Source organism: Rubripirellula obstinata, assembly GCF_001642955.1.
Lineage (GTDB): Bacteria > Planctomycetota > Planctomycetia > Pirellulales > Pirellulaceae > Rubripirellula > Rubripirellula obstinata.
In genome coordinates this window covers 1-22,205 of record NZ_LWSK01000093.1, presented here as the reverse complement: position 1 = coordinate 22,205, position 22,205 = coordinate 1, and the positions used below count along the sequence as shown (strand labels likewise).

Sequence of the window (22,205 nt, the reverse complement as noted above, 5' to 3'; positions counted from 1 at the left end):
TTGGGAAGCTGTATTTGCTGGTCAATTTACGTTTTTCAGTGTTCATTTTGCAATTTGCAATCAACACCGAGGCCGGTCAGCCACAAACCCCCAAAGTCGTCCAGTTTCCCTCCACGCAAACATTTTCATCAGCCCAGGCAGTGCCGCCGAAAAATGCCGTCACTCGCTACGGCCCACAAAAACCTGCCGATTTGGATGTCTACATCCTCGCTCGCTTTCCAGACGGCTTGCGGCCTACTATGGGCTTCCCACCAAACGCCTTACATTGCTTGATTCAAAGAGAAAAAAACAGCGATATTAGGGTGCGAAAAAGATGAAAGTTTTGGTCGTGGGCGGTGGTGGACGCGAACACGCGTTGGCCTGGAAAATCGGTCTTTCGCCGCGAGTGCAGCAGGTGTTCGTCGCGCCGGGGAACGCTGGAACCGCGATCGATGCCACCAACGTTGACATCGCCGCGACCGATAAGCCCGCGATCATCGCGTTCGCAAAGTCCAACCAGATTGATCTGGTCGTCGTCGGCCCCGAAGCACCGCTGGTTGATGGCTTGGTCGATGATTTGGAAGAAGCCGGAATCCTGACGTTCGGTCCTTCCGCCGAAGCCGCTGAATTGGAAGGCAGCAAAGTATTCTGCAAAAACTTGCTGCACACTGCCAACATTCCGACCGCCGGCTTCCAAGCTTTCCGCCGCGGCGAAGATGCCAGTCGCTACATCAAAGACCGATATCCTGAACCAAGCGAACCCGTCCCAGTGGTCGTCAAAGCCGATGGCCTGGCCGCGGGCAAAGGTGTCATCGTTTGTGATTCTCGCGAAGAAGCTCTCGACGCGATCGAACGGATTTGCGGCGACCGTGAATTTGGTGACGCGGGCAACGAATTGATCATCGAAGAGAAACTGATCGGCCAAGAGGCCAGCGTATTGGCGATCACCGACGGCGAAACAATCGTCACTCTGCCCGCCGCCCAAGATCACAAACCGGCCTACGATGGTGACAAAGGCCCCAACACCGGCGGCATGGGAGCGTACTGCCCAACGCCGATCGTCGATGAAGAAATGATGCAAAAAGTCGAAGAGGAAGTGCTAGTGCCGATCGTTCATGCCATGAAGCGGGCTCGTAAGCCGTTTAAGGGAGTGCTGTACGCCGGCCTGATGCTGACTCCCGCCGGCCCCAAAGTGTTGGAGTTCAACGTTCGTTTTGGCGACCCCGAATGCCAACCGCTGCTGATGCGATTGAAAACGGACCTGTTCGATATTCTCGAAGCCGCCGCGAACGGAAAACTCTCCGAATTGGAACCGCTAGAATGGGACGACCGTCCCAGCCTTTGCGTGGTGATGGCCAGCGAAGGCTATCCGGCGTCTTACGAAAAAGGCCGAGTCATCACGGGACTCGAAGCCGCCGATGCGATCGAAGACGTCAAGGTATTCCACGCCGGTACCACGATGGATGGTGGCAAAGTGGTCAACGACGGCGGCCGAGTGCTAGGCGTTACGGCGATGGGCGACAACATCAATCTAGCCAAACTGCAAGCCTACAAAGCCGTGAAAGAAATCCGCTGGCAAGGTGCCTGGTGCCGGAAAGATATCAGCGACAAAGCAAGGTGATTTGCAAATTCGCGCGAGTCGATCTTTGCCATAATCGCTTGCCGTGGGAACTCGCTGCACGTATCCTAGAACCATGAGCACTGCAGCCCAATTCGAGCCGATTTCCGTTAGCGACTACCTTGTTGGTGAACGGAGCGCAAAACGCAAGCATGAATACGTGTATGGCGTGGTCTACGCCATGGCGGGAGGCAGCAACCGGCACAATCGCATCGCGTCAAATGCAATTGTCTCGCTCGGAGGCCAGCTTGTAGGCGAGAAGTGCGAAGCCTTCAATTCCGATACCAAGGTTCGGGTTCGCCAAAGTGCTGGCACGCGATTCTACTATCCCGACGTCACGGTGGTTTGCGATCCCAACAGCGACGCTGATTCGTTTCACGATCATCCCGTCGTCGTGATCGAAGTCATTTCTGAATCGACGCGGCGAACGGACGAACACGAAAAACGCGATGCCTACCTGTCGATCGATTCGCTGTGTGTCTACGTGCTGATTGAGCAAGCCAACGCAGCGGCGCAGGTGTACCGGCGCGCGGACAGTGGTTTTGATCGCGAAGTCTATCTTGGCCTAGATGCGGTAATTCCGCTGCCCGAAATCGATAGTGAATTGCGATTGGGCGACGTCTATCAGAATGTCGTTTTCACTGATAACAGCGAAGCAGATGAAGATAGCTTCGACACTTGAAAGTAGGCCGTAGCGAGCCATAGCGAGTTACGGCGTTGCGCAACTTGCCGTAACTCGCTATGGCTCGCTACGGCCTACGTTTTACTTCCTTAGCGACAGAATCCGCCGATGGCCTTGCAGGTCTTTGATGAATCGCGATTCCACGAAGTCTGCCTGTTTTGCGATTGCCTGGCATGCGTCGGCGATCATCGGACTTAGTTCGATAATCAAACGTCCGCCTTCGGCCAATCGCTCTTCAGATTCCTCGATGATTCGCTCGATGATCTCGGCACCGTTGGGGCCAGATACCAGCGCTTCCTTGGGCTCGAAGTCTTTCACCGATGGTGACAAGTCTTCGTATTCTGCATCGGTGACGTAGGGCGGGTTGGTGCAGATCACGTCAAACTGCTTTGGGCTCTCAACGGCCGACAGAAGATCTGATTGTTGGAATGCAATGCGATCACTGACTTCGTGCTTATCGGCATTCCATTTGGCGATTTCGAGTGCATGTTCGCTCTGATCAACCGCCACCAACTCAGCTTCCGGCAAGTGCTTGGCAAGCGTCACCGCAATCACTCCGCTGCCGGTTCCGATGTCCGCAATTTGCAGCGGCCGATCCTTGATCTCGGATGCGTTGGCAACATCGAGTGCCTCGATGACCAAGTGTTCGGTTTCCGGCCGAGGAATCAGGACATGTTCATTAACACGAAACTTCATCGAATAAAATTCGCGGTATCCGACCAGTTGCGCCACCGGCGTGCCCTCGCCACGACGACGCACCATTTCGCGAAACGCGACTCGTTGTTCATCGTCAGGTTCTTCGCCAAAGGCCGTGTACAACTCGATCCGCTCGCACCCGCGTGCGTGAGCCAGCAGGACTTCGGCATCCAAACGCGGCGAATCGCTGCCCTTGCGTTTAAAGAAGCCCGTTGTCCATTCCAGTAACCGCATGACCGTCCATGGTTCTTGCTGAGTGTCTGACATGATGCGGTCTAATGAGATGAAAGCGTAGGCCGAGTGGAGCTTGGCGACACACGGCATGAAGGTGAACGCCGTGTGTCGCCAAGCTCCACACGGCCTACAAAAAAATAAACAGAGAACTAATCAATCATGTCGCCACGAAGTTGATCACGGTCGTATTCAATCAACGCGGTCGTCACCGGATCAACGTCACCGTTCATGATTTGATCCAACTTGTAGAGCGTCAAGTTGATGCGGTGATCAGTCAGACGGTTTTGGGGAAAGTTGTACGTCCGAATACGTTGGCTGCGGTCCCCGGATCCGATCAGACCTTTGCGGGTTTCAGCTTGCTTGGCCGCTTCCTCTTCTCGCGTCTTTTCATAGATCCGCGCCTTCAGAACTCTCAGCGCTTTTGCCAAGTTTTTATGCTGACTCTTTTCATCTTGGCACTGAACCACAATTCCAGTTTCGTGGTGAGTCAAACGGACCGCTGAATCAGTTTTGTTGACGTGCTGTCCACCTGGGCCGGATGCACCAAAGAAATCCTTTCGGTAGTCGTCGGGTTTCAGTGTGATTTCGATGTCTTCGGGTTCCGGCATCACGGCGACGGTAGCGGCGGAAGTGTGAACTCGGCCCTGCGTTTCTGTTTCAGGAACTCGCTGCACACGGTGTCCGCCGGATTCGTACTGCAAGTCGCGGAACACACTTTCGCCCTCGAACGTCAGCGTGATTTCTTTGAAGCCGCCCATTTCGGTTGGGCTGGCGTCCATCAGTTCAATCTTCCAGCTTCTTGTTTCGGCATAGCGGCGATACATCTCGTACAAATCGCGAGCGAACAATGCGGCTTCATCGCCACCGGCACCGGCGCGAATTTCCATCACGCATCGAGTTCGGTGTGAATCTTCGCCGCCAACGGTCAGCCCAAGCAGCTCTTCCCAGATCTCTTCGCGAGCCGCCTTTAACGATTCCATTTCCGCTTGAACCATTTCCTTTTCATCCGAATCTTCGGCTGCCTCAGCCATCTCTTTGCACTGAGTGATCTCGTCAGTCATCCGTTTGAATTCGCGATACTTGGTAGCGACTTTGGCCAGGCCACCATGTTCGCGCGCGGTCGCACTCATCCGCTCGCCGTCGGCAGCGATTTCGGGATTCGACATATCGGCTTCGAGTTGCTTGAAGCGAGAAAATTTTTCTTCAAGCGTGTCGCGGATCGTTCCGCTCATAAGTCGGCTTTGTTTGGAGTTGGGCTGATCGGGTTCACGAAAACAGCCGCATCGATTCTTTCTAAATGAACCGTGCGGCTGCTCGAAAATTTGTCGCTTAAAAAGCTACTTCTTCTTTTTCTTCGCTGCGAGTGACCCGTAGGTACCGGCTGCGAACTTCTTCTGGAACTTATCGATTCGGCCCGCGGTGTCAACAAATTTCAATTTGCCCGTATAGAACGGATGACATTCGCTACAGATATCGATCCGCAGCTCTTCTTTGATGCTGCGGGTGGTGAACGTGTTTCCACAACCGCAGGTCACGGCTGTCTCTTGATACTTCGGATGGATGCCTTCTTTCATGGCACAATTCTCACTTCATTAAAATTTCGCGGAGGCTGGCGTTGTCAGGCAATTCGCTTAGGAACTGCGTCGTGACACTGTACAGAAACCGCTTAGGGACACACCCGTCAAAGCGTCAACTTGCACTCGCGGGGGGCCGAAGTGTACGGTCAAATGCCCCTTTTCCACAAGGGACGCCCCCAATTTCCTCGTCAATTACAGAATTCCTTGTCAAAAACAAAGTCCCGCGACCAAGCGTCCATCGACCATCGGCAGCGTGTTTACGTCGATGCCAGTCGGGCGGCAGTCTGGGGACTGGGAGTCAATTTGGTGCTAATGGTGGCCAAATTGGCTGGCGGAATCGTGACAGGGTCATCCGCATTGATCGCCGACGCCGTAAATTCAGTCGGCGATGTTGCCAGTGCTTTGGCGGTTCGCGGAGCCTTGGGAGTCGCCCAAATCGAAGAGGATGAAGACCATCCCTACGGCCACACCAAGGCGGAATCGATTGCAGGGCTTTGCGTTGCACTGTTGGTCGCGTTTAGTGCCGGAATTCTGGCGATTGAAACGTTCAAGCGGTTCGGCGAAGACCTGGAAGTCCCCGGCAAAATCGCTGGCGTCATCGCGGCAGTGTGTGGGATCACCAAAGAAATCATTTACCGATACACCCGCCGAGTCGCCGGCAAACTTGATTCGACGGCGCTGAAAGCTGCCGCATGGGACCACCGCAGCGATGCGATCGGCTCAGGACTGGTGGCGGTTTCGTTATTGTCCGCTCCTTTGCTTGGACCACTGGCACCCTGGGTAGATCCAATTGCCGCGATTTGTGTTTGCGGCGTGTTGGTATTCACCGGCGTGCGTATTTTTTCACACGCCGCTCGCGAATTGATGGACCAACAAGCCGATTCCGAAATGGTCAACTTGGCTCGCCAGATTGCTGGCAGTGTTGATCAAGTTCAGGACGTCGAAAAGCTGCGTATCAGGAAAAGCGGCCTCGAATACTTCGCCGAAATTCATATTCAAATCGACGGAAATCTAAGCGTTTCAACGGGGCATCGCATCGGCCACAAAGTCAAAGACCGGCTGTTGGCTGAGATGCCAAGAGTGCGAGATGTACACGTTCACATTGAACCGTTTGAACCCTAACCTGCGGCGTTAGCAAGGGATTTCCGGGATCCCTTGCTCGCACCGCATGTGTGGTAACAACAGGCACAAAAAATCCTCGCCCACGAACAATGCCGCGGGCGAGGATTCAAGTTCAAAATTCAACCGTGACGCTGACTACTTGTCGTCAGCACATTCAGTGCAAACGCATTTGCCTTCGGTGCAGTCTTCGCAACCTTTGCAATCGTCCGGACAGTCAGCACACTTGCAATCAGCTTTCGACGAAACAAGCGTTCCGCTGTCTTCGCTGCTGACATCTTTTGCGCAGCAAGACTTCTTGTCGTCAGCACATTCAGTGCAAACGCATTTGCCTTCGGTGCAATCTTCGCAACCTTTGCACTCGTCTGGACAGTCAGCACACTTGCAATCATTTTGCGACGAAACAAGCGTTCCGCTGTCTTCGCTGCTGACATCTTTTGCGCAGCAAGACTTCTTGTCGTCAGCACATTCAGTGCAAACGCATTTGCCTTCGGTGCAATCTTCGCAACCTTTGCACTCGTCCGGACAGTCAGCACACTTGCAATCAGCTTTTGACGAAACAAGCGTTCCGCTGTCTTCGCCGCTGACATCTTTTGCGCAGCAAGACTTTTCGCATTCGGTTGTCGAAACCATTGCCATTGATGCTGAGCAAGCTCCAGCCGAACAGCACGATGACTTCTCGCCTTCGGCGGTTAGTGAAGTCAACGAAGTTGAACCGTTGCAGCCGCAAGCTTCGCACTCGCAATCGGTGCAGGTGCATGTGTCGCCGTCGCAGCATCCACAACCTGCTTCGCATTGGCCACAGGGGCAAGATGACGCGCCACCACTAAGGGCAGGCGAAGCGGTAAACGTTGCGGCAGCCAAAAACGGGATCGCCACGTAGGCGACAAGTAACATTCTAAACATAGGTATTTCCTCTTACAGATTCTTAAACTGGTGTTAAATCAAAAAGTCGTGGTAACCACTGACTTCCTATTTCAACCAACAGCAAATCTGGGCGCAGCGAGCCTGCGGTAAAAGGAAACGAGGAGGACCGGTGTCCACGAACTGGGACAACAGAGGCGTTCCACCAGCAAACTGTAACCAATCCTCTTGCGGCAAAAGCGTCGAAAGAATCTCGTCGCTAACCTGAGAAACGGATGGCAGCACAGCCGCAAAATTGCTGTGACAACCAATGCCACACTCGCAAGGTTGCAACGGTTCGCTTTTTTGATCCGGTACCACATGGCAACAATGTTGGCACGCCGGAACCGTCAATTCCTTTGTTACTTCATCGTGCTTGCAGCAGCACGCAGCACTAGCAGCAACCGGCCAAAACACGATCATCAACCCAGCGACTAGCGCGGGCAAGGAGATGATCAGGCGTTTCGGAGCGGGTAATTTCATTTCTCAATAATACACAGGCTGGGAAGACTGATGCAAGGAAGAATTTTTAACCACGGATGGCTTTCGCAGACCCACGGATGAGCATGCCCCTACGCGCCTCATCCGAGGTCCGCGCGAAAGCCATCTGTGGTGAAATCGTTAATCTCAGGCCGCATCCGCCATCGCCGCCAACTGCACCGTCGCCCTGCCCTGCTCTTTATCCAGGTACGGGCGTCCGAATTTGACGTTGACGTGGTCCCAGGGCAATTTGTCCATCATCTCGTATTTGTCGACAAAACAAATGGTCAAATCTCTTTGTTTTACATAGCGGTCCGTCGACTACTGCCACGAGCAAACGATCATGTGCATCATCGAACTAAACAGTTACGCCGTTCGCTTCGCAATAGTCGCATTCACACGGTTGCATCGGCTCACGAGCTGGGAAGACCGAAGACCGAAGACCGGGGTAAGGAGCAAAAAGCCCACGGATGGCTTTCGCAGACCCACGGATTTTTATGCACGTTAATTACCCACAAAATCCGTGGGTCTGCGAAAGCCATCCGTGGGCCAATCAAATGATCAATCCGCGTCCGCCATCGCCGCCAACTGCACCGTCGCCCTGCCCTGCTCTTTTTCCAGGTACGGGCGTCCGAATTTGACGTTGACGTGGTCCCAGGGCAATTTGTCCATCATCTCGTATTTGTCGACAAAACAAATGGTCAAACCTCTTTGTTTTACATAGCGGTCCGCCGACTACTGCCACGAGCAAACGATCATGTGCATCATCGAACTAAACAGTTACGCCGTTCGTTTCGCAATAGTCGCATTCACACGGTTGCATCGGCTCACGGGCGGGGAAGACCGAAGACCGGGGCAAGGAGCAAAAAGCCCACGGATGGCTTTCGCAGACCCACGGATTTTTATGCACGCTTTATTACCCACAAAATCCGTGGGTCTGCGAAAGCCATCCGTGGGCCAATCAAATGATCAATCCGCGTCCGCCATGGCCGCCAATTGCACCGTCGCCCTGCCCTGCTCTTTTTCTAGGTACGGGCGGCCGAATTTGACGTTGACGTGGTCCCAGGGCAATTTGTCCATCATCTCGTATTTGTCGACAAAACAAATGGTCAAACCTCTTTGTTTTACATGGCGGTCCGTCGGCTACTGCCACGAGCAAACGATCATGTGCGTCATCGAACTAAACAGTTACCCGACCGACGACCAATCAAAGAGGTCTGACCCATTTGTTTGTGCGTTGGAGTTCAGGCTTTAGCCGCTTGAGCGCGACGAGAATCCAACGCCCCGATCGGCTAAAGCCTAGACTCCAACGGTTGAATCGGCGAAGGCCTAGACTCCAACTTGCGTTAGAGTTCTGCGGGGTCCCAGTTGTTTCCGTAGTCACTGATTGGATACGATTTCCAAAGGTGCAGTGCCTTTTCTGGCCCGGTGGATTCCAAGTATTCGTTTGCGTTGCAGTAGGGCCATTGCGTCCATTTTTGGACGTAGCCATGCTTGACCGCGTTGTGCAAAACGTAATTGATCGTGGCATAGAAATGCCGTTCGGACTTCATCACCGTTTCCGCAGCGTTGCACCACACCTGACGACCACGCGAGTTGTCTTCGCCGTTCCAGTAGAAAGAACTGCGACCATGAAGCTGACCAAGTGATTTGAGCAGTGCGCTCACATCCGGTGCATCCACCAGACAGTGGTAATGATTCGGCAGAATGGTCCAGGCAAACACTTGGTTACACGATTCGTGAAGCAGTGCCGTCAAGTCTCGTTCAAACGCGCTCATCCGCTCGGGTGATTTACCGATAAGATGACGATGCTCGAAGCAGGCCGCCGTGATCATGTAGTAGGTGGTCGTGTCACTTTCGATATGAGGCACGCTATGCGGAGGTCGATTGTATTGACGCCTTTCGGTCAACACCTGTTCGCGTTGCCGGTCAGTCAACTGCCGCCACCGATACATCGTTGATGGATCCTGAGTCATCGCGACAAGCCTCGCAAAGCAAGTAAGACATCGGCCACCGTTGGAGTCTAGGCTTTAGCCGACCTACGATCAAATCCCATCCTGTGCCGAAACAATTGGGGGGCGCCTGGGTGCCTATTCTGTGAGGAATCGGCTAAAGCCTAGACTCCAACGTTGCATGTGGGAAATCGGCTAAAGCCTAGACTCCAACGTTGGAGTCTAGGCTTTAGCCGACCTACGATCAAATCCCATCCTGTGCCGAAACAATTGGGGGGCGTCTGGGTGCCTTTTCTGTGAGGAATCGGCTAAAGCCTAGACTCCAACGTTGCATGTAGGGAAATCGGCTAAAGCCTAGACTCCAACGTTGCATGTGGGAAATCGGCTAAAGCCTAGACTCCAACGTTGCATGTGGGAAATCGGCTAAAGCCTAGACTCCAACGTTGCATGTGGGAAATCGGCTAAAGCCTAGACTCCAACGTTGCGTCACCAAAACAATCAAAACGGTCCGCGTGCCTTTTCTTTCTCCATCGAGTCCTGGAAATTCCCCTACGCCTTGCGTCTTAGTCGAGCGACGCTTAGTCAAGCGGTGGCATCAAGGGGCTGACGCAGACCAGCGCTTCGCCGGAATTATTGCAGTCGCCGCCGCCCGAACCCAGGAACCAAGATACGCTTTTGGTAGCTCCAACAATTGAACTGCCGCCGTCTGGACTCCAGTCATTACAGTTCTCAGAAACCGCTTTTCCATCGATCGTACTGCCATGCCAAAAACGCTCAAGAGGAATCTCGAGTCCATCGGCGGTATAAACAATCGCTGTTTCGATCTCGCCATCAAAGAAGTCATCTTTACTGACAGCCAAACGCTCGTCTTGCATATTGAATAGTCCGCCTTGAATATCGAGACGATCGTAGGCGCTCTCGGTGGAGTCCGAGATCACTGCCTTGTAGATCACTGAGCTAAAGTCCCAGTCAGGAATCAATCCGGCTCCAAAGGCCTGATCATTGCAGTTAAAATCAGCTCCTGCAATATTACCGAAGCTCCCGGAAATCTGCCCTTGCCCGGTTGTGATGGTCATTGCGGTACCTGTGATAAACACCCGATGAATTCCACTGACTTCAAAGGCGATGCCATTATTGGCGGGCTCGCGAACAATGCCGTCCGGTGTGGTCAGAGACAAGCAGGCGTAGAACGAGCCCGTCCCGATCGATGAGTCGATCGGCGCCGAGTTGGCGGCATCATTGGAGACGGCCTCGTAAACAAAGTCGCCACGACAGCCGGCCTCGCTGCGGATTCGCAGACGATAGCTGACGTCATCGCCATAAGGCTGCTCCCACGAGATCTCCGAGCCAGTAAAGCGAAAGATTTCACCCGGCGAAGTCAGTTGAAACGTGTTCCCGTTGCTGGTACGCGCGAGTTCGTTGATCACACGCAGCGCATCGAGTGCGGTGATCGTTCCATCACCGCTGACATCAAGGAAAGGCGGTGTGTCCTGATCTTCGCCAGGCACTTTATTGTCAGGGTTACGGCTAATCCAATTAATGATCTGCAAGGCATCAAGGGCTGTTGCCTGGCCGTCGTTATTGACGTCGAAGGTATTGAAGAAGTTGGTGAAGGGGTTGAACGATAATTCTTCCGCCTCCGCCGCAGCGGTGTTGTCCGACTCGGCTTCCACCGCAGCAAAACGCAACGGTGGCGATGGGATTTCCTGACGAAAGTAATGATCAGTAGCTTCGATTGCTTCGGCGTCCCAAGGTTGCAACGGCCCGAGGACGGGTGTCGCATTCTGTGGAACGAAATTCGGCAGTTCCGACAAAGCGTGCTGCGTTTGCGCCGCTTCGTCATCGATCAAACTGGCAAGCCAAGCGTCGTCGGGCGGTGTTTGCGAGATGACGGGAATGTCATTGAACCGGTAGGGATAAGCCAGCGAAGTGGATTGTCCGCTGGTCAGATTTCGCTGCGTCAGTTTGCGACCGAATTCATCGACCCGGCTGGCGATGATCTGGCTTTCGGTGATCTGATTCAAGGCGATCGGCGTCTCTTCGTTTACACTGCCCGCTTCGTTGGATGGGTGAGTTTGACTGATTGAATCGGATAACCCCGTGACCTGCCAATACTGAACCCCGTACCGCTGGGTGGCAACGGAGGTTGATGGAGAGGCAGCTTTGTCGTCAGCGGTCAGGACAGCCGCCGGGTCGTAGTAATGCCGTGTGTTGGTACCGTCGGACCTTTGACGTTGTCGAACGGTTCCGTCGGCGTAGTAGGTCGTCGTGGTCGTTTGTGGCAGAGCATCCGTGCTGGCCGTGCCGGGGCCGGTCATGGTCATTCCGGTTAGCTCCATTGTCTGGATCACTCGGCCCGCCGTGTCGTAGTCGGTGGTGGTCAGCGTGTTGTGTGGGTCGATGACGGCGATTTCCCGGTCCAGCGAATCGTAGGCGTGCATTGTTTGCTGGGCCACGCCGGTGGCCGCGTTCTGAACCTGCCGGAAAATCAATCGTCCGCGATCGTCATGGGTTTGGGTTTCCGTCGTCACGACGGTTCCGTTTTCGATCGTGGTGATCGTGTCAACGTAGCCGCGATGGTCGTAGGTCGTGACCGTCTCCCAGACTCGCCGGTCCGATCCACCCAGCACCGCGCCGCCGGCGATTTCCGGTTCGGTGACGCGGACGGTGCGGGGAAGCCGCGGACGATTGGGGGCATAATCGATCACGTCGACCGTGGCACCTTGCGGATTGATCGACAGGTCCAAACGGCCCTGGTCGTCATACGTTCGCGATGTCACCACGTCCGCGTCCACTCCATCGACCGTGCGATGGTCAATCGACAATAGCGGACGCCCGGCGTCGTCATAGGTGTAGGAGCTGCGACGTCCCAGCGTATCGACTGTTTCAGTGATCCGCCCGGCCACCGCCAAACGGGTTCCTTCGCGGCGAGTGATTTCGATCCCCGATGGGCTGTTGGCCAGAAACGGCATTTGACGCACGGGGCCACGGTTCCAAACCAGCCCACCGATATTGGCACCGACCGGATAGGTGTAGTCGTAGGCGATCGTGACCTGACGCCCCAGCGTATCGACCATGCGGACCGGGTTGTCGAGCGCGTCGAAGTTGACTGGGGTCCGCGAGACCAAGACCTGATCGGCGGTGCCACCACCAGCCGGATCGAACAAGCGGTCTTGGACGACGACGTTGCCGCGGCGATCTAGGGCATAAGCGGTGACGTGATCGCCGAACCGGTCCTGGGGTTTTAAGCCTTGGGTTGCAACATTGTCGGCTACCAGTTGTTGTAAGTCGCCGGCCGAAGTGCGCGTCGAAACTTGGGTGACAGCCTGGGCCAAGTGCTGAGCATCGCCGGGCAGCATTTGATCGGTGGGCGGATTCGAGATGCCGCGCGCGGTGAAACGATGGTTCCATGCGGTTCGCAGTTCGTGAACGGTCGCACTTTGGGCGGGCGTCGTCGTGGTGGCCGCGACGTCGGCACCTTCGGTAATGACGCTCACTCCGTCGCCATCAAAGGTCCAACTGGTTTGTTGGTCAATTTCGTCATCCGAGCGATGGATCAATTGGACCAGCATTGGCACCGACGTTTGATCGGGTGCGGCTGCGACTGCCGAGTAAGAGAACGCTTGACTGATCGTTTGGTCTGCGACCGTTTGCGTCACTGTGTTCAGCAAGCCTTCCGCGTAATCGAGCGAGATGCGGCGACCGTCGGACAAGTCTATCCGCACGATGCGTTGGTCTGCGTCGTAGCGAAAGGTGACCTGACCGGGCAACCGCGTCGTGCCGCGGAAATGTTTGATCGTGTCGATGCGAATGGAGCCCGCGTTGGGAATGTTGCCTGCGTCAACATGGGTGCCGGCGTTGGGTGTGGCGGTTCCGACATCATCGAGGTAGCCGATACGGACTTCGTTGCCGTCGGGGGACAAGATCGACGTGACTCGAAACTGCGATAGCGGGTCGGCGTCATCGATATTGGGATCGGTCGTGTCAAACCGCTCGAATCGGTATCGTGTTCCATCGCCGGTGGTGTAGTCCAACGCGTTGCCCCGGGTCTGGACCAATGTCCCAAATTCGTCGATGTCCTGGACCAGGAAGTCTAGGTCCACCGATTGGAAGGAACCGCCGCGATCATCGGCCGCAGCAAGCGGCCCGCCAACGGACCCACGAAATACGGATAGCCGGTCGGAACCTGGCGTTTGAATGATGACATAGGCCGAATCGGGTGATGCCGAATTGGATGCGGGGTTTGCAACAGCGTCGCCTAACGTGGTGTCGATAGGATCCACCATCAATTGAGGTAACCCAGCGATTTGCCAACCTGTTCCCAATTCCAAAACGTGCGACTGCGAAGCGTCTGGGGTTAATTCGATTGACGGGCTGTTGTTTTGCTCAACCACCACGACTCGGCCGGCGGTTCGCAGGACATAGGGATTGTCTGGCTGGCCAATTTCAGCGGTTTCAAACTCGGGTGTGACCGCGACGGTGTAATTCAACACGCCGCTGCGAGTCGGTCTGGACATGCGATCGAGCACCGGGACGGTCAATTCATATCGATCCGCCGTGCGGTCAGCGTCGCTGACGGTAATCCGGTGAGAGCGTGTTGAGATGGACGCTGGTGATTGATCTTCCAACGTGACATCGATCTTGAAGCTGGCGATACGCCGAGTCTCAGATTCGGGGCGGTCGACAATGACCTTTGCCAGGCTTTGAGTCATCACGCGCTGAGTGTCGTAAACCAAACCGCCCAGCGGAATCGCCAGATCGTCAAAGACTTCGCCGATCGGTAGTGAGATTCCGGCGGTGGCCGAACCCGTGGTCAAGTCGACTGATACATCGCCGGCCGAAAACCGCAACTGGCGATCATGCCCGGGGGCATACGTATTGGTGGACACTCGCCAATCGTTCCAACGTCGGGCAAAGTCATCGCTGCGAAGGTGTCGATCACCGGCTGAATCGGAGTCTGGGCGATGGGCGTTTGGGCGATGAGCGGCCGGCAGCACCGTGATGCCTCGTGGTTGGAATCCTGGGTTTTGCAGTCCAGCCAATGGGTCTGAGTCAGCGGATCGAAGTGGCAAACGAACTTCGCGACCGGTGGTGCTTTCGGGGTGATCACCGACGCGAAGGGACACCATCGTTTGATCGAATTCATCGCCCACCACGTCGATCAACAGTTGTCGGTCACGGTCCGTCGCTGTCAAAACCAAATCGTTGCTAGTCGAATCTGTTTGAAAGGCTGTCAACAGAATCTCGTCACCGTCGGGATCCGCAAAAAATTCATCAATTTCGACGCTGATTAAATCCTTGGCGGTCACAACCATTGCGGACAGGTTCAAGGCGTCGTCGCTGGCAAATGAAGCGTCGGTGCGGGCGACCGGTTGGGTATTGCTCAGTCGAGGCGTCGCCTGTCGCCGCTCCAAAACGTCAAGCGAGCCAGTATCCGATTGGGCAACCAACGCCAGGGTTCGCGCAGGCCGACTTAGATAAGCGACGCCCGGCAGGTTGGGGTCGTTGAGAAACTCAGCAAATCGATCTTGGTAAAGGTTGGCGATCGGATCGTACGTCAAGACGCCATCGGTGCCGACGCGATACGTTCCGTAACCAGGATCATCCAACGAATCACCCGGTGCGACCGGTTCACCGGACTGATCCAGCAGGGTCGTGAATAACGTTTCGCCAGCGGCATTGACGCCGCTAAGTCGCAGGTCGAACTTGATACCATGACGATGCGACCCCGTGTCGGCAAACACGTGGCTGGCCCCTTGGGTGCCTTGGGTGACCAAGGATGTCGCGACATCGGCCGTCGGGAGATCGGCGCCGAGCGATAGATCCGCGGCGAGCATTTGCCGGGGTTCGAGACGTTGGGTACGCAGTTGGCGTTTGCGCCATGAGTGGGAGCGGAATCGTGTGCGGGACATGGTGGTGAAACGTTGATGAGTTGTCGTTGTTGACGCTGGCGGTAGCCTTGATTTTCCGTAGGAAATGAGAGACGCGAGGGAACCGAGGCTAGCGCCGGCGGCTAACGGCCTGAACAGTGAACTGATACCTTGGGGGGGCAGCTACCTGGATTGTGCCAATTGACCCGTTAGAGATGGTCGAGTCAACAATATTTCTGCGGTTCACGCCGTTAGTTTCGCAATAGTCGCAGTCACTCGGTTGCATCGGCTCACGCCCCGGCAAAACCGGGGCAAGGAGAAAAATAACCACGGATGGCTTTCGCGGGACCACGGATGAGGCGCGTAGGGGCATGCCCATCCGTGGTCCCGCGAAAGCCATCCGTGGTTATCTCTCGTCGCAATGTCACTCCGCGTCCGCCATGGCCGCCAATTGCACCGTCGCCCTGCCCTGCTCTTTTTCTAGGTACGGGCGGCCGAATTTGACGTTGACGTGGTCCCAGGGCAATTTGTCCATCATCTCGTATTTGTCGTGGACGGTCTTTTCGATGTCGATTTCGGCACTGGCGAGGGCATCCCACCAACGTTGAGGGTCCATGTACTCGGTCCATCCGTCCATCCGTGCGCCCGCTCGCCAAGCTGCTTCGATCGCTTTTCCGGTACGGCGGTCGCCGCGACTTAGCACGCCTTCCAGCAGGCTGGTTTCGATATCGTGGCACTTCACGGTCACACTGCGAATGCGACATCGGCTTCGCATATAGCTGTGCGCCCATTTGAAGTATTCACGCCGCTGCATCCCGTTCCATTGATACGGTGTGTGCGACTTGGGCACAAAGTTGGACACGCTGGCGGTCACTCTGGCGTAACGACCTGTTTCCTCTTTGCCCACCGTCGCGATCGCTTCGGCGAGTTCAACGATGCCTTCTAGGTCGACAGGACGCTCGCCAGGCAGTCCGCACATGAAGTACAGCTTGACGCTGTCGAATCCATGGTTGAATGCGACACGGCAACCGTCGATCAAATCGCTGTTCTTGATCTTCTTGCGAATCTGCTCTCGCATGTCATCACGTGCGACTTCCGGTGCCAGCGTCATGCTGCGACGACGATCACTTCCCAGCAAAATCGGCACTGATTTCAGTTGATCGTTGACTCGCAAACTTGGCACGCTGATGTTGACGCCTAGCGGGCGAAACACTTCATGCAATCGCATCACCAGCGGTTCAAAGTGCGGGTAGTCGCTGCTGGAAAGAGACAAAATGCTGATCTCGTTGTAGCCCGTGTTCTCGTAACTCTCGATCGCAGCATCGACGATCGTTTCGACCTCGCGAACTCGCAGCGGACGTTTGATGGCGGTGCTTTGGCAGAACCTGCACAGGTGCGGACAGCCTCGCATGATTTCGACCGCGATTCGGTCGTGAACGGTTTCGATGTAGGGAACGATCGGCGAAGTGGGTAGTGGCATCGCATCCAGATCGCTGATCGTGCTCGGGGCGATCGTTTCGGGAACATCGGCGCGAGTTCGATTGATGGCGGCAATCCGTCCGTCTTTGTATTCTGGTTGGTAGAACCTTGGCACATAGGCGCAATCCATCTTCATTGCGATTTCCGCGAGAGCTTCTTCGCGTTGTTTCTGGCCTTCGACCCCGCTTGCGAATGAACCGTCTTCGCGTGCGTAACGCTCTTTCAATTCGATCCACAAATCGCAAACCGTTGGCAGCGCCGGTTCGCCGTCACCGATGATCATGACGTCAAAATAGTCTGCCATTGGTTCGGGGTTTTGAGTACACGGTCCGCCGGCCAGCATCAGCGGATCGGCCATCGTTCGATCGATGCTGTACAGCGGGATGCCGCCCAGGTCGATCATCGTCAGCACATTGGGCGAACTGATTTCGTATTGAAGACTTAAACCGACAATGTCAAAATCAGAAAGCGCCGTGAAGGTTTCTAATCCGTAAAGCGGAATGTCATGCTTGCGGAGCTGCTCTTCCATGTCCGGCCAAGGACAAAACACTCGCTCGGCCGCCCAATCGGGACGCCGATTCATCATCGAGTACAGCACCTGCAGCCCATGATGGCTCATCCCGATCGTGTAGGCATCGGGAAACCCAAGGCAAACAGTGCCACGCATTTGGGAGTGGTCTTTGACGACGATGTTTCGTTCGCCGCCAACGTATTGTGCCGGAGTTTGAACACGCGGCCAAACTTTGGATTCCAGCAGTTGTCGTCGCTGATGATTGATCATGTTCTCTCATTCCGTGCGGTACAGATATCTGGTCGTCTTGTTAAATTGTGTCGATCCAGAGCGACAAACACAAGACAAATCAACAAAAGGCAGCCGGTGTGAGCGACTTTAAAGTAGTAGGGAAGGTCAGCGATTTCGAGGATAACCAAGGCCAGGCGTTTGAAGTTGCCGGTCGCATGGTCGCAGTTTTTCGCAAAGGCGACGAGTGGTATGCGATCGATGACTTATGCCCCCACATGGGGGCGTCACTTGCGGAAGGACATGTGGAAGAAAACAGCGTCACCTGTCCTTGGCATGCCTGGCGATTCTGCATCAAAGACGGAACCTGGGAAGACAACCCGAGTATCAAGGTGGATTCGTTCGAGGTCAAAGTCGAAGACGATCATGTGATGGTGAAGCCAATCGAATAGCGGGAAGCGAAAGCGACGCCGGGCCTGCCACGCCATCGCGAGGCTTTACGGCCAGCGGTTCAGTATTACCGTTGGAATGTCGATTCAATCGACAGGCCGGTAACGCTGGCACCGAGCTTTCACTGCTCCGCGGCTAGGATCGCCTATGGAACCTGTCCCGAAATAACTTCCCGGTTTTCCCGTAGCTGGTCCCGCCAGGGTTCAGTTCACTAATAGTATTCCATGTCAGCTCAATCTTCGGTTAGGAGGTAGCGGAAGTCGCGTAGACTTTCGGCGTCCCCCTCGTAGCCGAAACTCTTGGCGAGTTCCGCTACCCGAAAATTGAGCTGACATGGACTACTAGCTGTACCCGACTGAACCCTGGCGGGCCCAGCTACGAAAGACTTCGGCAAATATGGAACTTGTTTCAGGACAGTTCCTATGCCGTCACTTCAAAAAGAATCCAGTCAACGCCCAACCATCTTCGGTGGTCTCAAAGAAGCTTCCGTATTCGGGCATGTACTGCTCGATGTCCTTCAGGGGCGGCAGCTTTCTGGCGTTGAGCGGATCGGGTTGACCATCATCTTGCTTTTCGACGATGCGTCGCATCAGTGACGCCACGATTGAATCGCTATCCTTCAATTCGCCTCGGCGTAGCAATTGATATTTTGCACGCAGCGATAGTTCCATTCGTGCGATACGATCGTAAGCAACTGAATCGGCTCCCAACGCCTGCATCGAATCAAAGACACGTTGCACGTTTGCAACATTTGCCAGCCCCGCTGGTGCGCCCTCCATAATTCGCTTGGCGGTTTCGACCAGCAATTCGGGATGGCTGGAAAACATCAGATAAGGCGCGTCGGAGCTGGGGCCTTGTTGCACCAACGCGATTGCCCAGTGGTCCAAAAGCGGTGGTGCGGCATCGACGTCGTCCTCATCGGTTTCTTCAAAATCGTCGAACAGGTCGGCACCAAAATCGTCTTCGGCTTCGCCCTTTTGGACACGCCAGATTTCGACACCGGTTGGGCCTTCCATTTTACTGGCATCCGGTTCAGCTTCCATCGCTTTGCGGATCGAGTCACGAATCACGGTGCCATTCTTGATTCGAATCGCAACGAGTAATCGTTCGGAATCAATCTGGACCGGTTGAGTGTTGTCGGTCAGCATCAGAATGCGATTGTCTAAGTTGGGCAACACATTGTTGGCGATATCGATTTGCGGACCGTCTTCGTCATCGCGAATTCCGTCGATCACTTCGCGAAACAGTTCATCGTCCAAAGCGTCGTTGACCAATGACTCCGCCGCCCAAAACGCTTCCTCGATCTTGACGTTAATCCGAGTCAACGATGCGACATTGTCACCAATCCAATCAGGAATCGTCGCGAGAGGTTCGTTATCGAATTGCAACATACGAGCTGCATTTTCGTACTTGCTCGGCTTGTTCGTCGTGGGCGGAGCCAGGACGAAACCTTTGTGGATCAGATCAAATTCTTTCCCAGCCATCACAGCGATTCCGCCCGCCGCCAAGACAGCGTCAAACCCTTGGTCTTCGAGTAACTTCAGAATGTCTAATTGCGTTCCGCGATCGATGTTGATGGATTCGCGAACGATCCGTCCCATTTGAAACGGCCTCGCGAACCATTCCATTGCAATCGTGCCACCATCGGCAGTAGCGGGTTGGCGAATGGCGCGTGCCGATCGCGTCAACACGGTTTTGAACAAGCCGAGTTGTGAAATCGATGGGCCTTTGGGTTGGCCGGCAACGGCATCCAGCAAATCAGTCACGACCGATTCGCGATCCGACGCGATGATGCGAACGTCGTTCAGGCAGATCGCAATTTGTTCGACCTTCAACTGGCCCGGTTTCGGTTTAATGTTGTAAACGCGAATCGTTTCGTCACGAAATGTTTTGTCGGTTCGGTTCCATCCACCTGCTTTTAAGTCAGCGTCAATTTTTTCGATTGCGTCGAGCGATTCTTTTTTACGACCTCGCACGTCCGCGACTGCGACGACGGCAAAAGGGCGACGACGATCATTGTCAAATCGCAACCATGCCAAAACGGCTTCACCGGAACTGATGTGATAGATGTCATCCAGTTTGACGCCGATTTTGTTGTTTAAAGATTCAAAATAGCTCTTCGCGCGTTCGCGTTGCGATTCAATGAACGGCTGCATGCTGGGGTCTTCTAGCAAGCGGCCAATGTTGGTTGTCTTGAATGCCTCGCAGAACGCTGGCACATCAGGCACACGAACCAGCCCGGCAACGGTATCGGGCAACAGTTTGATGGCCGCCTGGTAGGGAGCAGCTTTTGCACTGGCCTGGTCTGCACTGGCTTGGTCTGTACTGGCCTGGTCTGCACTGGCTTGGTCTGTACTGGCCTGGTCTGCTGCATCACTTTGGGTACCGCCCAGCCGAGTCGGTTTTTGGACTGGGGTTGAGGGCACAGAATCCTGGGCGTTGGCAAAGCTGAATCCACCAAAGCTGCAAACAGCGAGCGAGAGGATCAAAATTCGCAGTCGCGAAGAAGTCAAATTAGACACGTAAATCATTCAAATTCCGATGAAATGGTTCAAACCGACAGCGAAACGATCCCGTCAGATCGGCTCGGATTGGTTCCCTATCGTACCGGAACCGTTTTCCGCCCGAAACGGCATCCCGGTTGGGTAAGCAAAATCGGTTTCAGACGGTACATTCTCTGCCTCAGAAGCTTTAATCACGTCCAACACCCCCGATTTCGGAGAATTTCGAGTGCCGGCCAACGATATACCGAATGTTCTTGCCAGCCGTTACGCCAGCACCGCAATGACCGATATTTGGTCGCCTCGAAACAAAATTGTCCTGGAACGTCAATTCTGGATCTCGGTCATGCAGTCTCAATCAGACCTGGGCGTGCCGATTCCAGACGGTGTGATTGATGCCTACCAAACCGTCGTCGATCAGGTCGATCTGGATTCCATCGACGCTAGAGAGCGGGTGACGCGTCACGACGTGAAAGCTCGGATCGAAGAGTTTAATGATCTGGCCGGACACGAGCACATTCATAAGGGGATGACGTCGCGTGATTTGACCGAGAACGTCGAACAGTTGCAGGTCCGATCGGCATTGTGTCTGGTTCGTGACCGAACGGTCGCGACCTTGGGGCTGCTGGGCGCGCGGGCGGCCGAGTTTTCGCAACTGGCCATCGCCGGCCGCAGCCACAACGTGCCCGCGCAAATCACGACTGTCGGCAAGCGATTCGCAAACATCGCCGAAGAAGCATTGTCGGCTTATCAACGACTCGACGAGCTGATTGCGCGCTATCCGCTTCGTGGAATTAAGGGCCCCGTCGGAACTCAACAGGACATGCTGGATTTGTTCGAGGGCGATGCTGAAAAGTTAGACCAACTCGATCATCGCGTCGCGGGTCGGCTCGGGTTCACGGGCACCTTTGATTCGGTCGGCCAGGTGTACCCGCGATCGCTGGATTTTGACGTCGTATCTTGTTTGACTCAGTTGTCGTCCGCGCCGGCAAACTTTGCACGCACACTTCGGTTGATGGCGGGTGCCGAATTGGCGACCGAAGGTTTTCGACCAGGACAAGTCGGGTCGTCGGCAATGCCACACAAAATGAATGCGAGATCAGCGGAGCGAATTGGCGGATTTGCCGTGATCTTGCGCGGCTATCTGTCGATGATCGGTGGGTTGATGGGTGACCAGTGGAATGAAGGCGATGTCAGTTGCAGCGTCGTTCGGCGTGTCGCCCTGCCCGATTCGTTCTTGGCACTCGATGGGCAAACCGAAACATTGCTGACGGTATTGTTGGACTACGGTGCCTACCCAGCCGTGATCGATCGTGAACTTGCGCGTTACTTGCCTTTCTTAGCGACGACGAAGATCCTGGTCGCCGCAGTCAAGCAAGGCGTCGGCCGCGAAACGGCTCACGAGGCGATCAAAGAACACGCCGTCGCGGCAGCGCTGGCGATGCGTGAACAGGGCCGTGATGACAACGATGTCATCGAACGACTCGCGGGCGACGACCGAATACCAATGGATTTGTCCCAATTGCAATCAGCGATCGGTGCACCAATTGAGTTCATCGGCAATTCACAAAATCAGATCAGCAAAGTGATGTCCAGAATCGAAACCATCACGAATCAGCACCCTGATGCCGCAGCCTATCGTCCAGGATCAATCTTGTAGGGTGCCAATCGTTTAGCCGCGTGGGCATCGCCCCGCGCGCTCGTGCTGGCCCCCAGCCCGCGAGGCGATGCCCACGCGGCTAAACAATTTAGAACCCCTTCCCGGCGATGCCCCAATGGCAGTTACTTTAGCCCCGGATGGCAACGCTATGAAGCATTTTGGCACCGAAAAAATTGGGGTTTTCATTTTCGTGGGAACATGAAAAAAGCCAGATTCCCCCCACACCAACTGAAACGCTTCAGTCAGAAAGGAATCTGGCCATGTCT

The 22,205-nt window shown here is 55.0% G+C and carries 14 protein-coding genes; 6 read left to right on the top strand and 8 right to left on the bottom strand.

All coding sequences use genetic code 11. The features are described 5' to 3' along the window. The 3 genes from RC85_RS18860 to RC85_RS18850 form a co-directional block, all read left to right on the top strand. A partial coding sequence (locus RC85_RS18860) for a hypothetical protein (RefSeq protein ID WP_238383163.1) occupies nt 1–317 on the top strand: 317 nt, incomplete at its 5' end. Then, complete coding sequence (gene purD / locus RC85_RS18855) at nt 314–1,600, top strand: phosphoribosylamine--glycine ligase (protein ID WP_068265652.1); 1,287 nt, start codon at nt 314–316, stop codon at nt 1,598–1,600. The genes RC85_RS18860 and purD, both read left to right, overlap by 4 nt. Nucleotides 1,601–1,673: 73 nt before the next feature. Further along, nucleotides 1,674–2,279: a Uma2 family endonuclease gene (locus tag RC85_RS18850; protein WP_068265650.1), complete on the top strand. Its 606-nt coding sequence runs from the start codon at nt 1,674–1,676 to the stop codon at nt 2,277–2,279. Nucleotides 2,280–2,360: 81 nt separating this feature from the next. Here RC85_RS18850 and prmC read toward each other — a convergent pair whose 3' ends face one another. The 3 genes from prmC to rpmE form a co-directional block, all read right to left on the bottom strand. Beyond that, nucleotides 2,361–3,242, bottom strand: a complete 882-nt coding sequence (gene prmC, locus RC85_RS18845; RefSeq protein WP_068265648.1) for a peptide chain release factor N(5)-glutamine methyltransferase — start codon at nt 3,240–3,242, stop codon at nt 2,361–2,363. A 116-nt stretch (nt 3,243–3,358) separates the two neighbouring features. Further along, nucleotides 3,359–4,441 carry a peptide chain release factor 1 gene (gene prfA, locus RC85_RS18840; RefSeq protein WP_068265645.1) on the bottom strand — a complete coding sequence of 361 codons (1,083 nt, stop codon included), beginning with the start codon at nt 4,439–4,441 and terminating at the stop codon, nt 3,359–3,361. Between the two features lie 105 nt (nt 4,442–4,546). Further along, entirely contained in the window at nt 4,547–4,783 is a 237-nt protein-coding gene (gene rpmE, locus RC85_RS18835) for a 50S ribosomal protein L31 (protein WP_068265643.1), read from the bottom strand. A gap of 207 nt (nt 4,784–4,990) precedes the next feature. Between rpmE and RC85_RS18830 the strand changes: the two genes are divergently transcribed. Next, the gene (locus tag RC85_RS18830) at nt 4,991–5,908 is read left to right on the top strand and encodes a cation diffusion facilitator family transporter (RefSeq protein WP_160148142.1); all 918 of its coding nucleotides are present in this window, start codon (nt 4,991–4,993) and stop codon (nt 5,906–5,908) included. Nucleotides 5,909–6,043: 135 nt separating this feature from the next. On the opposite strand, the gene RC85_RS26970 is transcribed toward RC85_RS18830, so the two are convergent. The 4 genes from RC85_RS26970 to RC85_RS18805 all read right to left on the bottom strand — a co-directional run bounded on the left by RC85_RS26970 (nt 6,044) and on the right by RC85_RS18805 (nt 17,370). After that, nucleotides 6,044–6,811 carry a hypothetical protein gene (locus RC85_RS26970; RefSeq protein WP_157593965.1) on the bottom strand — a complete coding sequence of 256 codons (768 nt, stop codon included), beginning with the start codon at nt 6,809–6,811 and terminating at the stop codon, nt 6,044–6,046. A 1,823-nt stretch (nt 6,812–8,634) separates the two neighbouring features. Next, nucleotides 8,635–9,264, bottom strand: coding sequence for a transposase (locus tag RC85_RS18815; protein WP_068265637.1), 630 nt, complete (start codon nt 9,262–9,264; stop codon nt 8,635–8,637). Between the two features lie 554 nt (nt 9,265–9,818). After that, on the bottom strand, nt 9,819–15,077 hold the full coding sequence (locus RC85_RS18810) for a dockerin type I domain-containing protein (protein WP_068265635.1): 5,259 nt from the start codon (nt 15,075–15,077) through the stop codon (nt 9,819–9,821). 457 nt (nt 15,078–15,534) lie between these two features. Next, nucleotides 15,535–17,370 carry a TIGR03960 family B12-binding radical SAM protein gene (locus RC85_RS18805; protein WP_068265633.1) on the bottom strand — a complete coding sequence of 612 codons (1,836 nt, stop codon included), beginning with the start codon at nt 17,368–17,370 and terminating at the stop codon, nt 15,535–15,537. Nucleotides 17,371–17,468: 98 nt separating this feature from the next. Here RC85_RS18805 and nirD point away from each other — a divergent pair, with 98 nt between their 5' ends. Next, entirely contained in the window at nt 17,469–17,780 is a 312-nt protein-coding gene (nirD, locus tag RC85_RS18800; protein WP_068265654.1) for a nitrite reductase small subunit NirD, read from the top strand. 426 nt (nt 17,781–18,206) lie between these two features. On the opposite strand, the gene RC85_RS18795 is transcribed toward nirD, so the two are convergent. Next, the gene (locus RC85_RS18795) at nt 18,207–20,300 is read right to left on the bottom strand and encodes a membrane or secreted protein (RefSeq protein WP_149752801.1); all 2,094 of its coding nucleotides are present in this window, start codon (nt 20,298–20,300) and stop codon (nt 18,207–18,209) included. Between the two features lie 208 nt (nt 20,301–20,508). Between RC85_RS18795 and purB the strand changes: the two genes are divergently transcribed. Continuing rightward, nucleotides 20,509–21,939, top strand: coding sequence for an adenylosuccinate lyase (gene purB / locus RC85_RS18790; RefSeq protein WP_235033314.1), 1,431 nt, complete (start codon nt 20,509–20,511; stop codon nt 21,937–21,939). The last annotated feature ends 266 nt before the right edge of the window (nt 21,940–22,205 follow it).

Excerpts from the sequence above, each read along its gene's own strand:
- purD (WP_068265652.1), top strand. The coding sequence starts at position 314 with ATGAAAGTTTTGGTCGTGGGCGGTGGTGGACGCGAACACGCGTTGGCC.
- RC85_RS18850 (WP_068265650.1), top strand. The coding sequence starts at position 1,674 with ATGAGCACTGCAGCCCAATTCGAGCCGATTTCCGTTAGCGACTACCTT.
- prmC (WP_068265648.1), bottom strand. The coding sequence starts at position 3,242 with ATGTCAGACACTCAGCAAGAACCATGGACGGTCATGCGGTTACTGGAA.
- prfA (WP_068265645.1), bottom strand. The coding sequence starts at position 4,441 with ATGAGCGGAACGATCCGCGACACGCTTGAAGAAAAATTTTCTCGCTTC.
- rpmE (WP_068265643.1), bottom strand. The coding sequence starts at position 4,783 with ATGAAAGAAGGCATCCATCCGAAGTATCAAGAGACAGCCGTGACCTGC.
- RC85_RS26970 (WP_157593965.1), bottom strand. The coding sequence starts at position 6,811 with ATGTTTAGAATGTTACTTGTCGCCTACGTGGCGATCCCGTTTTTGGCT.
- RC85_RS18815 (WP_068265637.1), bottom strand. The coding sequence starts at position 9,264 with ATGACTCAGGATCCATCAACGATGTATCGGTGGCGGCAGTTGACTGAC.
- RC85_RS18810 (WP_068265635.1), bottom strand. The coding sequence starts at position 15,077 with ATGCTCGCCGCGGATCTATCGCTCGGCGCCGATCTCCCGACGGCCGAT.
- RC85_RS18805 (WP_068265633.1), bottom strand. The coding sequence starts at position 17,370 with ATGATCAATCATCAGCGACGACAACTGCTGGAATCCAAAGTTTGGCCG.